The organism is Stappia stellulata (genome assembly GCF_020176715.1).
In the GTDB taxonomy this organism is placed as follows: domain Bacteria; phylum Pseudomonadota; class Alphaproteobacteria; order Rhizobiales; family Stappiaceae; genus Stappia.
In genome coordinates, this window is record NZ_JAIVMF010000007.1 from 160,461 (window position 1) to 173,297 (window position 12,837).

The 12,837-nt window shown below is 60.7% G+C and carries 13 protein-coding genes; 2 read left to right on the forward strand and 11 right to left on the reverse strand.

Translation table 11 applies throughout. The annotated features are described in order from the left end of the window. Positions 1 to 364 precede the first annotated feature (364 nt). Positions 365 to 3,232, forward strand: a complete 2,868-nt coding sequence (locus LC092_RS10930; protein ID WP_224806560.1) for a class I SAM-dependent DNA methyltransferase — start codon at positions 365 to 367, stop codon at positions 3,230 to 3,232. Then, the gene (locus tag LC092_RS10935) at positions 3,198 to 3,953 is read left to right on the forward strand and encodes a hypothetical protein (protein WP_224806561.1); all 756 of its coding nucleotides are present in this window, start codon (positions 3,198 to 3,200) and stop codon (positions 3,951 to 3,953) included. Before LC092_RS10930 ends, LC092_RS10935 begins: the two co-directional genes overlap by 35 nt. A 311-nt stretch (positions 3,954 to 4,264) precedes the next feature. Here the strand turns inward: LC092_RS10935 and LC092_RS10940 are convergent, their stop codons facing one another. From LC092_RS10940 to LC092_RS10990, 11 genes are all read right to left on the reverse strand, one after another. After that, entirely contained in the window at positions 4,265 to 5,530 is a 1,266-nt protein-coding gene (locus LC092_RS10940) for a phage minor head protein (protein ID WP_224806562.1), read from the reverse strand. After that, positions 5,520 to 7,118, reverse strand: coding sequence for a DUF935 domain-containing protein (locus tag LC092_RS10945; RefSeq protein WP_318245919.1), 1,599 nt, complete (start codon positions 7,116 to 7,118; stop codon positions 5,520 to 5,522). The genes LC092_RS10940 and LC092_RS10945 overlap by 11 nt, the downstream gene beginning before the upstream one ends. Continuing rightward, positions 7,115 to 8,806 carry a hypothetical protein gene (locus LC092_RS10950; RefSeq protein ID WP_224806564.1) on the reverse strand — a complete coding sequence of 564 codons (1,692 nt, stop codon included), beginning with the start codon at positions 8,804 to 8,806 and terminating at the stop codon, positions 7,115 to 7,117. Before LC092_RS10950 ends, LC092_RS10945 begins: the two co-directional genes overlap by 4 nt. After that, on the reverse strand, positions 8,803 to 9,384 hold the full coding sequence (locus tag LC092_RS10955) for a DUF3486 family protein (RefSeq protein ID WP_224806565.1): 582 nt from the start codon (positions 9,382 to 9,384) through the stop codon (positions 8,803 to 8,805). Before LC092_RS10955 ends, LC092_RS10950 begins: the two co-directional genes overlap by 4 nt. 2 nt (positions 9,385 to 9,386) lie before the next feature. Continuing rightward, on the reverse strand, positions 9,387 to 9,683 hold the full coding sequence (locus tag LC092_RS10960; protein WP_224806566.1) for a hypothetical protein: 297 nt from the start codon (positions 9,681 to 9,683) through the stop codon (positions 9,387 to 9,389). Beyond that, positions 9,680 to 10,018: a DUF2730 family protein gene (locus LC092_RS10965; RefSeq protein WP_224806567.1), complete on the reverse strand. Its 339-nt coding sequence runs from the start codon at positions 10,016 to 10,018 to the stop codon at positions 9,680 to 9,682. The genes LC092_RS10960 and LC092_RS10965 overlap by 4 nt, the downstream gene beginning before the upstream one ends. A gap of 6 nt (positions 10,019 to 10,024) precedes the next feature. Then, the gene (locus LC092_RS10970) at positions 10,025 to 10,417 is read right to left on the reverse strand and encodes a hypothetical protein (RefSeq protein WP_224806568.1); all 393 of its coding nucleotides are present in this window, start codon (positions 10,415 to 10,417) and stop codon (positions 10,025 to 10,027) included. Beyond that, positions 10,414 to 10,614, reverse strand: coding sequence for a hypothetical protein (locus LC092_RS10975; protein WP_224806569.1), 201 nt, complete (start codon positions 10,612 to 10,614; stop codon positions 10,414 to 10,416). The genes LC092_RS10970 and LC092_RS10975 overlap by 4 nt, the downstream gene beginning before the upstream one ends. Continuing rightward, positions 10,611 to 11,558 (reverse strand): glycoside hydrolase family protein, encoded by a 948-nt coding sequence (locus LC092_RS10980; RefSeq protein WP_224806570.1) that lies wholly within the window; start codon positions 11,556 to 11,558, stop codon positions 10,611 to 10,613. The genes LC092_RS10975 and LC092_RS10980 overlap by 4 nt, the downstream gene beginning before the upstream one ends. A gap of 83 nt (positions 11,559 to 11,641) precedes the next feature. Next, positions 11,642 to 12,040 carry a helix-turn-helix domain-containing protein gene (locus LC092_RS10985; protein ID WP_224806571.1) on the reverse strand — a complete coding sequence of 133 codons (399 nt, stop codon included), beginning with the start codon at positions 12,038 to 12,040 and terminating at the stop codon, positions 11,642 to 11,644. A 3-nt stretch (positions 12,041 to 12,043) separates the two neighbouring features. After that, positions 12,044 to 12,694 carry a gp16 family protein gene (locus tag LC092_RS10990; protein WP_224806572.1) on the reverse strand — a complete coding sequence of 217 codons (651 nt, stop codon included), beginning with the start codon at positions 12,692 to 12,694 and terminating at the stop codon, positions 12,044 to 12,046. Positions 12,695 to 12,837 lie beyond the last annotated feature (143 nt).

The window sequence follows — 12,837 nt, forward strand, 5'->3', positions numbered from 1 at the left end:
TGGGAGTATGGACGTGACTGGAGCTGGCGTCTCGTCAATTTTTGCTTTTCTGGCTTGGCAGAAAAACCGAAATCACTACACTGCCCCAAAAATCAAGGCTCTTAGCCGCGCAGGAGAGGGATTCGGATGATCAGAACTCCGGACAAGAGGCCTTCTGTAAAGAGCATCTATGACTGCAACAGCGAGACGTCTACTTTCAAATGCGCTCTCGACTTCGAAAATAAATTTAACGGAATTGTGAAATTACAAAGCATAATGCCAACCGAGCTTTACAAGGCAGGCCCAGCCCTATCAAAACAGAAGTGTCCGTGATGATGTCCGTTTTTTGCGTGTCATTGGCTTTCGTTGTGGACGTCCTGGGGCTATGACGAGTTTCATCACCTACGACGCCTTTGCATCGGCGGAATGGTTGTTTGCTATTGGCAAAGGCGAGCTTCCTTTGGCAGAGGGGCTGATCCAGGTCGAGGGATTTGACCCTCGAGGGCAAATGCCGGAGGTGGTGGCCACAATTGAGCGTGCGCAGAGCTATGGTGCGCGAGCTGTCCTCTTCGAAGCGCAGCGGCAGGGACGCGCCCCGATCGCCCAAGCGTTTATCTTCAGTCAACAGGATTTCAGTGATGACACCGAGTTCGCCGAAGTCCATAAGCGGCTTTGGAGCTGGGGTGGAGTCCCCCTCCTATATCGAGCTGGTCCGGGACTGGTACAACTGTTTCGGTGCATCCACAAACCCGATTTCTTGGGTGATGGTGAAACGCCGATTGTTAATCCAGTCCGGACGCTCGTAATCGGCTCCGAAATTTCCGCGCAGGAGATTTGGTGGGATCTTGATCGGATCCACAATGGTGCGATTTGGGATGATCCGAATGCATGCAAGCTTATGCTGTCTGCAAGCAAGTCGGCACATCGAAAACTTGTTTCCGGAGTTCGCGCGTTAGCACTCCAGCTTTCAGACAGCAAGCTGCTCGACGCACGCCTGCGCAGACGTCTTCTGATCCTTTCTCTGCTCATCGCCTATCTCGAAGACCGGTTGGTATTGCTTCCCCAAGATTTTAATGCGGCATTGCCTGGCGCTGAGCGATTCTTCGAAGTTCTGGAGAATGGACCGGCACTCGTCAGACTGCTTGAGATGCTGGAAGAGCGTTTCAACGGTCACGTTTTCAATCTGACTGAAGCTGACCGAGCGGTGCTCAGATCCAGTGATGAGCTAAACCAGTATGCTCGGCTGGTTCAAGGATATGAAGAAGAGAATGGCCAAATTAGTTTCTGGCGTCTCTATTCGTTCCGGGATCTTCCGATTGAGCTAATAAGTAACATATACCAATTGTTTGTTAAGGATGCGTCCAGCTCAATTTACACGCCCCCTGCGCTCGTTCGGCTGATGCTCGAAGAGTCGCTGGACTGGGACCGGATCGACAAACTAATGCTCGGAAGCGGCATTATATTGGACCCGGCGTGCGGTTCGGGTGTGTTTCTCGTCGAAGCTTATAAAAGGCTAGTCCTCCATTGGAGGTCGCGCAACAGTTGGGCTAGTCCGGACGTTGATGTTCTGCGGACTCTCTTGAGCCGTGTGCATGGTATTGATCTGGAAGAAGGCGCTGTGGAACTGGCAGCCTTCAGCTTGTGCCTAAGCCTGTGCGATGCACTAGAACCAAAGGAGATTCGTGCGAGCATCAAGCTTTTTCCAAGGCTCGCCGGGATCACGTTGCATGATAGCTGCTTCTTCGACGCAAAGAAGAATTCTTTGATCAATGCCAAAGTCTCTGTGTTGATTGGAAACCCCCCTTTTAAATCTCGCCTTACTACAGACGGTGCAAAGCGAAGCGCGGCTTCATATGCAAAGAAGCACAATCAGCTACCGGACAACCAACTCGCCTATCTCTTTCTCCACGAAGCGATGGATATGCTTTCCCCAAATGGCATCCTCGCAATGGTAGAGCCTGCCGGCTTCCTCTACAATCAGAACGCTAGGTGTTTCCGGCAGAGTTTCCTGAAAAGATGGCGTGTGCGCGAGTTGCTCGACTTCGTATCGGTTCGCGGAATGTTTAAAAAAGGGAAAGCTGATCCGAAGATCGTGATCGTTGTCGCTGAAGCAAAAGAGCCTGATCCCGATAACCGCATCCTACATGCCGTTTTCCGCCGCAATGGGCGGGCGAAAGCCGAGCAAGGTTTCGATATTGATTATTATGATTTGCATTGGCTTTGCAACAGCGACGCGGAAAGGTCTATGGATGTGTGGCGAGCTAACCTGCTGGGTGGAAGACGAGCCCGCGATTTGATCGAGCGTCTTCGTACTTATCCCACACTAGGCGACTATGCAAAACGGAGAGAGTGGAATACGGGTGAAGGCTACCTCGGTGGCGAGAAAAACGCCTCAAAAAATGTATCGCACTTGATTGGGAAGCCGCTACTTCCCACCAAGGCACTCAATGCAAATGGAATTGATAGAGACAAGATCACCACTGTACCTCAAAAAGGTATCAAAGATCCAAAGTCTGAGGACCGCTTTAAATCACCGCTCCTTCTGCTGAAGGAGCATGAGGACCTACACCTTGACGTATGGGAGGGCGACTATCTCGTCTATAAGAACGAAATAGTCGGCTTCTCCGCGCCCGGCCAGCTTGACTCTCTTCGCGCCGCAGCGGACTGGCTGGTTCAGGAGCGAACCATCCTGCAGGCATATGTAGCTGGTATAAGTCCGCGTCTTTTCACACAGCGTGCGACATCAATCTTCAGTTCTGACATCCGGGCATTGCCTTTTCCCGAGCATGGTGATCTCGATATAAGCACAAATGAAAGAATTGTAGCTGAAGATATTGTTAAGTATCAGCGCGACTTTATTCGGCTGGGTGCAGGCTCCCAGATTATGGAAAAAGCACCCTATGATGCCTTGGTGAGCTTCGATGAGGTGTTCACCAATCAGATAAGTCAAACATATAGCCGCAAACCGCTGCGATCCCTGTCTACTTATCATTGGGCAGGTGCAATTTGTAAGGCCTTTGCCTTTGGAGATGGGGATATCGATTGGTCTGGCGCTGAGGAGCTTCGTGATAAACTGGACTTACTTCTGACGCAGCGGCGTAGATCGGGCCTGACTATTACTCGTATCGTTCGGCTTTACGATAGGGAGTTTTTGTTTCTGCTAAAGCCTGATCGGCATCGTTTCTGGACACGGTCGATTGCACTTCGCGACTCCGATGATGTACTCGCAGACCTACGAGCGCAAGGCTTCTAATATGCTGGCAGATGAAGTCAATGTCACAGCCTATTCAGGCTCGCTCACCGCTGACTTACATCTGCCGAACGAGTGGATTACATCTCTGATAAATTTTATTGCGGACGCACTTCCAGCTTGGCGAGATGACCCGCGCCGTCCAATAGAGACCGGTGAGACCAAGCTTTCCGCGCAACTATGTGGTCGTCTTAACAGCTTGTGCCGTCGGACACCCGGTTGGGACTTTCTTCAGTTTCGTCGTGAGGAACCTGATGAAACAGATGGTCGTCGAACGATTGACATCGTAGCAAGCGCAGCAGGAAACATCATTTGGATTGATGGTCGGGAATACGATGACTTTAGGAGCTTGGTCCCGATCGAATGCAAACGGCTCCCTACCCCTACCAGTCGCAAACGTGACGAACGCGAGTATGTGATCACTAGCGAGGGTTCTACTGGTGGCATTCAACGTTTTAAAGCAGGCCATCACGGTGCTGAACATAAACGTGCTGTCATGATCGGTTATGTGCAAGCGTATGATGTAACCCATTGGCATAAGACCGTGGGAAGATGGATCGACGACCTTATCACGGAGCTGCCTACTGCATGGACAGTTGCAGACAAGCCTACTCTGGCCGCCCACGATAAGTCGCAGCGAATTGCCAATCTCGTATCGATTCACTTTCGGCAAAGAGGTTTGACGCCGCACATTCAAATCGACCACCTCTGGATCGAGATGTAGTGAATATAAAGGTTCTAAGCTGTTTCGAAACTCGTGATATTACGGGGCGGTATACAAAAGCTATACCCTACGCCGTTATCGCCGCTTCACTCTCAGGCTCAGCAGCATCACACGTTATAAAGGCCAAACCCCAACCCAAAGATGCTTGGGATCTGTGGTGATCCTTATCATATTATTCGAAAGCGGATCATAAGAGTTTGCAACCCGCGATGCTCATATTATGTTAAAAATACACACGGGCAAATCAAGCCTTCGGGCGCGCTCGGCCACCTGTGTTGGCGAAGGGTTTGCGACCTTCTGCCCGTGTGCCTTCACTCCACATCCGTACCGGGTTGCTTCTCGAAGTACCGCCCCTTGCCACGCGGGCGGAACAACGTGCGCAAGCGCCAGTGCCCGCCGAGCGGATCCAGCACCATGAACAGGCCGGTCTCCGGATCGAAGGCGCGTATGGTGCCGGCGAGGTCGCGCCGCAACCGTGCGCGTTTCAGGATGTCGCCGAAGTCCGGCCAGGCGGAGACATCGACCACCCGCCTGTGATCGGCCGCATGACCGATGGTCGCCGCGTCGATCATCACGGGCAGATAGTCGTCTCCGAAGCGCCCCGGCGCAACCGCCACCGGAAAGCGGGTCATGGCGAAGCCGTGCTCGCCATTCAGCCGCGCTGCAATGTCGCGGCCCGATAGCCCTTCCGCCTTGAGCGCCGGCACCCGTGCGGCGCGCTTCAAGCCGACGTCGATCGCGTCCTGGACAAAGATCTTGAACGCCGGGGATGCGGTGAAGTCAGCAATAGCCGCGCGTCGCGCCGGTGTGGGCAACTCGCCGAGCCGGCCGGACAGTAGTTCGGCGACGTTCTGCCCACGCGTCTTGCCGGGGTTGGTGTCCCAGCCCGGATCGATGCCGACCGGCACATTCACCGTCTGGCCCGTGCGCTTGTTCCGCCAGGGCCGCATGACGACCTGCGGGCCGCCGGCTTCCGGGTCGTAGCCGAGGCGTTCGGCTTCGCGTCTTGAGATCTGGCGCACGCCGCATTTGCAGCCCCAGCCGTTCGGCGGATAGTGCGTCTCCCAGAATGGATGATCGACGGGAAGGATCACGCCGACCCAGGCGCGGTGTTCCGGCCGGCGGCGCTCGGCGAGCGACAGCGTGTAGACCAGGTACGGCAGGAAGCGCTTGGTGCGCTGGGTGCGCTCCCATTCGCCGGCGGCATGGGCCGTGCGGATGTTCGCCCAATAGATCGTGCGCAGGCGGCGCGGGCTGCCGAGCTGCACGATTTTGGACACGCCGTCGGCCGGATCTTCCGCGAAGCGCTTGCCCCACCATCCCTTGGCCTGCAGCGTCGGTGTCAAACGCGCCTTGAAGGCCTCGAAGGGCACGCGGTTGACGATGGCGTCATCGACGGCTGCACGTAGATCCTCGAGCACATCGAAGCCGGCGGTCTTCGCCGCCGTGAAGGCATAGGCATGTTCGCGCGGGGCGATGTCGCGCCAGTCGAAGGTCGGCCGCGATCCCTTTTCGCGGAAATAGCGCGTGACCTCGGGCGAGGCGGTCAGGAACTCATCTGGCAGATCAGCCGGCATCGCCCAGCCCGCGCGCGATCATTGCGAGATCGGCGATCCGGCGCGCCAGCGGCCCGACATCGAGCGTGCCGGCCAGCCAGTCGAGCCGTGCCTTGAGGTCCTCATAGGACGTGGCAGCGGCGAACTCCGCCTGGAGCTGGTCCATCACCGGCGCGAGATCCGCGCCCCATTCGTCGAGCGCGCCGTCCAGAAGGTCGTCGAGTTCGTCCGGCTCTTCCCCGGCGCGAGCGGTCGCATGCAACTCGCCACAAGACGGGCATGCGCGTGCGGTTGCGGGATCGTCGGGGTCCTCGTCTTTCGGACCCGCATCCTTGGCCGGCTTGCCCTTGTCATCGGCCTTCGGCTTTGCGGCCGGCGTAAGCACGTCCGCATCTTCCTCCGGTTCGCTCAGGCCGATCTTCTCCCGAACCTCAGCCATCGACACGCGCAGGCCGAGGGGCACAAGCTTCGTCAGCGCATCGGAGAGCGTCTTGATGTCCTCGGCTTCGGCCACCGGCAGGTCGACGGTCGGATAGCGTTCCTGCGGACCGAAGTTGAAGGCAATGAAGGGCTGGATCAGATCGCGGTTGATCGTCGCCGCAAGCTGGCGCGCGTCGGCGCGCAGGATGTCGTAGCGGACGTTTTCATGCACCTGCGCCTGGGCAAGCGACGAACCGTCGTCGGTGGTCATCGTCTGGCCGAGCACGCCCTTGGAAATCTGCGCGTCGAGATAATCGGCCATCGCGCCGAAGACGGCATTGCCGCTGCCGCCCTTGGCTTCGATGAACTCGATTTCCATGCCCGAGGGAATGATCGCGGCCGCATCTGAGGCGAGATCGCGCACGGCGCGCAGGAGCACGCGCTTTTCATCCGGCGTCGCGCCGCGTCCGTAGCGGCCGACGCGCAAGGGCATGCCGAAGACTTCCAGAAACGCCGCCCAGTCCTTGAGCGTGTAGGATTTCAGCATGAAGGCCCAGGCGTTCAGCCGCGCCAGACCGCCCCGGATCGGCTGGCCCGACTTGAGCTTCGGCACATGGCGGATGAAGGAATAGCGCGACAGCGCGCGCCCTTCGATCGACCCGTCCTCGCGCAGCCGCAATTCGCGCCCCGTCTTTCGGTCGAACTGGAAGTGTCGGGGGTCGCGCCAGGCATAGCCGCGCGGGCGCCATTCCGACCCGTAGTCCCAAAGGATCTCGACGACGGAAAAGCCCTTGCCAAGCGCGTCGAGCACGTCGATCTGCATCGCCTCGAATTCCGGCGCTTCGACCAACTCGCGCACCGCGTCGAGGATTGTGTCGTCGGTCGCACCGCCGTCGGGCGGATTGACCGCCGGCTCGATCGCCAGCACCGCGCGCTTGCGGGTGCCGAGAACCGAGGCGTAGTGGAGATCGCGTTCCTCCATTTCCTCGGCAAGCGCCAGGTACTCGGCCGGTTCCCCTTCGACCGCGTCGCGCAGGATGCGGGCGAGTTTGCCGGGCGTCAGACCGGAGGCGACGGGATCGCTCCAGAGTGCGCGCACGCCGGTCAGGGTCGGTGCTGCCTCTTCCTTCAGGAGCGACGTGGAGGAGACGGGCCGTCCGTGCGGATCGACAAGCTGATAGGTGCTCACCACAAGCCTCCTGAGCGTGCTGGGTTGATCCCGCCGACGCGGGCGAAGTCGTCGTCATCGTCGAGCGGCGGACCGCCGGTGTCGCCGAACTGTGCAAGCGGCGAATGCCGCGCGGCCGTGTAGTCGAACTCGGGGAGATCCTGACGGCTCACGTACCAGGCGAGTGCGGAGGCAATCGCGCTGTCGCCGTGGCGCTTCATGCCATCCGCGCCGTTGACGCTGTGATCGTCAGGAACCTTGATGATGCCGTCGACGTATTGCAGCGCCTGATGGTCGCGCAGGATGTCGTCGTCCATGGGCAAGACGACGGTGCGGTCGGAGAACGCCTCGATATAGGCGGGCATCTCGACCTGGTACCAGGCGCGCGACAGGCTCACTTCGATGATCGACGGGCCGTATTTCTGGGCGGCGACTTCGGCGATGTAAGCACCGTTGCCGGTGGCATCGAGCGCGCCGCCCGACATGCGGGGAAGCCGGTCGACGATGTAGAACAGGATGTCGCGCTGCTGGTCGAAGGGTACATTGCGCAGCTCGACGATCAGCCCGGAACGGCGCACGAGCGCGCGGGTGATCGTCATGACATTGATCACCGTCAGATCGCCCTTGCGCGCAAAGTCCTCGCCGAAGACATGCGGTAACAGGGGGTCGAGCTTTTCCAGATGGGGTTTCAGCTCGCGTTCGCAGAAGTCGAGCGTGTCGGCCTTGCGGATGTGTTCCGGTGCGTTTTTGAAATCGTCGGAACAGGCCCATCGAACGATCGGAATGCCGTCCGCCATGCAGGCTTCGATCTGCACGCGGGTGAGTGCCGCGCCCTCCGCTTCGGCAGGGATCGCGTCCAGCTCCTGACGCATTGCCGCCTGGCGCGCGCCATAGGCGCCCCGGATCTTCGCTTCCCACTCCGCTTCGCCCTCGGCCGTCCACTCGATCCCCTTGATCAGGCAGACGCGCTTATAGAGCCCGTTTGCGACGGCGGTACCGAAGGGGATGTGATGGACTGAGAACGGCACCTTGCCGGCGCGCGCTTCGCGGATCAGCTCGTTGAAGGGGTTCAAGACGCCATTGTGCGTCGAGATCACGCGGATCTTGCCGCCCCAGATCAGGAGCGCGTTGACCGCGTCGAGCACGCCGCGCACGTCCTGATGGAACGCTGCCTCGTCGATCACGACGATGCCCTGAAGCCCGCGGATGTTTTCCGGTCGCGACGACAAGGCCTCGACGCGGTAGCCGCTGGCAAAACGGATGCGGAAGGCGGAGATCATCCGCGTCGACCCGTCCGCCTTTTGATCCTCGAACAGGAACTCCTCGATCGCCGCCAGCTCTTCGCCGATGGCTTTTGCGAACTTCGCGACATAGCCGATGAACTCGCGGCCCTTGTCCTTGGTGTCGCCGATGTAAAACACGTTGTCGCCGCCGGCCGAGCGTTTGGAGGCGGCGATCAATGTGTCGTCGAGCGCCTCGCCGAAGGTGATGCCGGTGCGGCGGCCCTTTTCGGCAAGCTTCAAATCGGATTTATCCGCAATCCAATCGATCTGGTGCTGCATCAGGATGCCATCCGCGAGCGGATCGAGATCGTCCGGCACCTCGGCACCGCGCGGCAGGTCGCCGGGCAGGTCTTCGGGTTCGCGCGTGATCAGTGGTGGACCAGCGAAGAGATCGGGATCGCGCGTCTTGCCGGGCTCTTCGCTCATTTGCGAACGCCCAGAAATTCGCGACGGAGTTGTTCAACCGCTTCCGCCGACAGACCGGCTTCCTTGCTCACCGTTTCGACGACCTCTTCAACCTTCTCGGCGAACTCGGCTTCGACCTTCTGGCGGCGGGATGTGGAAACGGATTGTGCGGCGGCGGCTGCCCGAAGCGCGTTGGCGAGTTCCTGCGCGCCCTTGGTCGACAGACCGCCGTCGCCGGCCGATTGCAGGATCTCGAAGATCAGCGTCTTGATCGCCTCGGCCGCGATGATCGTGAGATCGTCGGACGCGCCGGCGTCGAGCCGGTCGCTCAGGGCGGAGGCAATGTTGCGCGTCTCTTCAATGCGCCTCGCCATGGCGGCAAGCTTCACGCTGTAGCGGTTGAAGGACGAGAAGGACGGGATGTCGAAGCCGGCGCCGGTCTCGCCCTGGATGGCGATCAGCTTCTCGCGGAACTCGGTGTAGATCTCGACTTGCGTCCGATCGCGCGCGGTGAGTTCCTTCGCCGCCCAGGTAACGACGTCCTCGCATTCATCCGGGAGCCTGTCGATCGCTGACAGCCGGCCGCGCCCCTTGCCCATGGTCAATCCACCGGCGAGGGTTTGGCGACGCCTTCCAGATAGGCGCGGCGCTCGACGTGGTCGAGACCGGCACGACGCAGGCCGGCGACAAGCACGGTTCCGGCTTCCGACAGGCTCACCGCGTCGAGTTCTTCAAGCCGACGAAGCTGGGTGCGGACATAATCACGCGACTTGCGGTGCCCGAAGGTCTCCAGAACGCGCACAAGCAAGGTCTCGTTGAGGTGGTGATCGGTTTCTTCGGAGAGCGCCCGCAGGATGATCAAACGGCAGTCGCCCGCGATATGCTCGGTAAAACTCACGGCTTGCCTCCCTGGTTGAGAAGGAAATTGGAGATCGTTTCGGTCGCCCGGCGAAGCGCGCGCAGGTTTTCCTCGACCGCCCCGAACCTGACGCCCATTCCCTCGATTTGCTTGTCGAGCTGGTGGAGGTCGTCGCGGTCGGGCAGCGCTTCGAGCTTGGCCTCGACGCGGTCGATCCGCACATTCTGTCGCTCGGCCTTGGCCTCAAGCGCCGCGATCGCCTGGGTGTTTTTATGGGAGCCGCGCGTGAGCCAGGTGAAGACCGCCGACGACGATGCGATGAGCACGGCAATCACCCCCAGGAAGGCTTCGACGGTCTTCCAGTCGAACCACATGACCACCTACCGCAACGACCGGAGAGCGGCGACGCCGCCGCCGACATAGAAGAGCCACTGGATCATCTGCCCGCCCCATTCCTCCAGGACAGGAACGGTGTCGACGCCCCAACCCATGAGGAAGATGCTGTCGAGGATGACGGCCAACCACCACGCGCCGAGCGGCAGAACGAAGAGCCCGGCGAAACACCAAAAGGCCGTGTGTTCCAGTTTTGCGGAATTGAACTTTGCCAGTTCTTTGGTCTCGACGATCGCCGCGCGGATCGCCTCGATCTCGACCTGGGTGCGCAGCTTCTCACGGTCGGTCTCTTCCGCATGGCGGCGCTCGAGATAGGACAGCGCGCGCTCGACCAGACCGGAGGACGCGAAGCGCAGGACGACGGAGAGAAGCCAGCTCATGCGTCACCCCCGATCGGCGTCCGCGTGATCCGGCGCAGGAAGATGTTCAGTCCACCGACGATCAGCATCGCCCAAAGCGCGTCGCGCGGTTCCAGATAGAAGTGCCAGTCGAAGACCTCGAGAAAGCGCAGGACTTCGGCGGCGATCGGCAGAAGCGCGACGAGCGTGTTGACGATCAGCGTGCGGAACCCCCTCATGCCGTGACCCTCCGCTTGAAGAGGTTTCGGACGCGGTGCCGGATCTCGTCGCGATAGCGCCAGGCGACAACCGCGCCGCCGAGGACGGCCAAACTGAGCCCGATGCCGGCAACCCAGAGAACCCACTCCGGCGCGCCGCCCTGGGCGGCGGCAACACCGGCGCCGGAAACCAGCGCCCCGACACTGGTTGTCGTACCGGCCTCGCCAGCGGCGGAAGCCCGTTCCAGCGCGGCGGCTGTTGCCGGCCCGAGCACGCCATCGGTCTTGAGGTGCGGGTGATCTTTCTGAAACGCGAAGACGGCTTTTGTCGTCTTCGGTCCGGCGAGCCCGTCGAGCGCGCCGTCGTAGTGACCGAGACGCGCGAGGATTGTCTGATAGTGCCGAAGTTCGTCACTGGCGCTGGACGCGCGCGCCACGTCGGCGCGGGGCGGGACGTTGATCGCCTTGGACGTCGAGTAGATCCCACGCTGGATCAGCAGCGCCTCGGCCTGGCGACGCTTCACCAGCCCCGGCAGACGACGGCCGGCCGCCGTAGTGCCGGTCTTGCGCAGCAGTTCGGCGGCAGTGCGGGCATCGCCTTTGGCAAGCGCTTTCGCCCATCGCCATGTGGCCGCGCGTGGACCGAGGTTGAAGCAGACCGAGGCCGCGCCGTCGTAGTGGTGCTGACGGGTCGGCTTGATGTGGCGCACGACAGCGGCGCCGTATTCTTCATCGGTGATTTGAGGAAGGATGCGATGACACTCTTCGCGGGTGATCGTGTCGCCGAACTTCAGCGGCCGTCCGCGCGTCTTGATCCAGTAGGCTTTGAAGGTTGCCGACCGGTTGGTGAAACCCGTGCCGATCGTCGGAACCCCGACCGGATCGCGATAGGTACGGCTGACGAACCCTTCATGCGCGACGATCTCGCGCGCCCCTTGCGGGCTCAATTTGGAAATGATCGGCATGTGGATCGCCCCGGCCTCGTTGGATGAGGCCCACGGTGGCGGATCGGTCGATGCGGGGTGAGACTGACACTGTCAGCGGCAGGCTAGAAAAGGTCGCCCTGATTGGGGTCCCTGGCGCGAATGCGGGCTCTAGCGCGATATGCGGTGCGCTCATGGGTTCCCGCCGCTGCCGCAGCTTGCCGCGCCGATGCGCCGTTTTCAAGCGCCTTAAAGAGTGTGCGCCGTGCGCTCGCCGTCCGGGCGATCGGGATCAGGAAGCGCCCGCCGGAATTGCGGACCCGAAAGTGCTCGCAGATCTTCTCGGCAGCCGGTTGCCCGACCGTCAGGCAAAGCCAGTGATCCGGGTCCGGTCGGCTCGGGATGTAGACGGTCTGACCGCCGCGCGCCGCCGCAAGCTTCAAGGCCGCGTCCAGCCCCGCGACCTCGGCAATCTCGGCCAGGAGATCCGGCAGATAGGCGTGGTTGGGCGCGCTGGACGGCATGGATCATACCTTGCGCAAAGCGGCGCGCAGCTTCGCGCCAAGCACGTTCATGAGATCGATCCATGCGTCCTTGGAGAAATCCGCATAGGCGATACCGGGCTGCATACGCGCCACCCATGCGTCGATCGAGGCGGCGGGCGCGGCATCCAGTCTGACAAGCCGGGTCCACTGCGCCAACAGGATCTGCATGCGATGGTCGTTCAGGAGCGGAGGGCGAAGCCTGTCCCGGGTGAACAGGCTCGCGTCGCCGCTTTCCCGCCGCATCCAGTCCTTGAGCGCCTCGATCACCTTGCCCGCATCGTCGCCGTGCCGAAGGAAGCGGCCATGATCGAGCCCGGTCTGCCGCTTCACGAACGCGATCAGCGTCGCGTCGGACGCATCCTCGACGACCCCGAGGTTCCAGGCCGCAATCCAAAGCGCCTGAAACTTGGCAGCGTAGGGACCGGACAGGCGATCTACACGCGGCCTTGAACCGCCTTTCGAAGAGCGTTTGAAGCCCTGTTGTTCGAACGCCAGCACCACCTTGCGCCGCTCGGCTTCGGTGAGATCGGCTGCCGAGCGCTTGCCGGTCTCGCGCGCCAGAAAATCCCGATAGGTCTCGTCGTCGAGGCCGAGTTCTTTCTTGGCGATGTGGATCGTTGCGAGCGTGCTCATGACCATCCCCAGCGGTTCGCGAGGAAGTACGGCAACGGCGCCGCGTGCGATTGCTTTGGTGAGCTCATAGACGGCGAGCGAAGCGTGGGCTTGCGACCAGCGGGCGCGGTGTCACGCTGTATGGCTTTCGCGAGATCCGCGAA

Coding starts and splice junctions, on each gene's coding strand:
- LC092_RS10930 (WP_224806560.1), top strand. CDS start 365: ATGACGAGTTTCATCACCTACGACGCCTTTGCATCGGCGGAATGGTTG.
- LC092_RS10935 (WP_224806561.1), top strand. CDS start 3,198: ATGTACTCGCAGACCTACGAGCGCAAGGCTTCTAATATGCTGGCAGAT.
- LC092_RS10940 (WP_224806562.1), bottom strand. CDS start 5,530: ATGCCGGCTGATCTGCCAGATGAGTTCCTGACCGCCTCGCCCGAGGTC.
- LC092_RS10950 (WP_224806564.1), bottom strand. CDS start 8,806: ATGAGCGAAGAGCCCGGCAAGACGCGCGATCCCGATCTCTTCGCTGGT.
- LC092_RS10955 (WP_224806565.1), bottom strand. CDS start 9,384: ATGGGCAAGGGGCGCGGCCGGCTGTCAGCGATCGACAGGCTCCCGGAT.
- LC092_RS10965 (WP_224806567.1), bottom strand. CDS start 10,018: ATGTGGTTCGACTGGAAGACCGTCGAAGCCTTCCTGGGGGTGATTGCC.
- LC092_RS10970 (WP_224806568.1), bottom strand. CDS start 10,417: ATGAGCTGGCTTCTCTCCGTCGTCCTGCGCTTCGCGTCCTCCGGTCTG.
- LC092_RS10975 (WP_224806569.1), bottom strand. CDS start 10,614: ATGAGGGGGTTCCGCACGCTGATCGTCAACACGCTCGTCGCGCTTCTG.
- LC092_RS10980 (WP_224806570.1), bottom strand. CDS start 11,558: ATGCCGATCATTTCCAAATTGAGCCCGCAAGGGGCGCGCGAGATCGTC.
- LC092_RS10985 (WP_224806571.1), bottom strand. CDS start 12,040: ATGCCGTCCAGCGCGCCCAACCACGCCTATCTGCCGGATCTCCTGGCC.
- LC092_RS10990 (WP_224806572.1), bottom strand. CDS start 12,694: ATGAGCACGCTCGCAACGATCCACATCGCCAAGAAAGAACTCGGCCTC.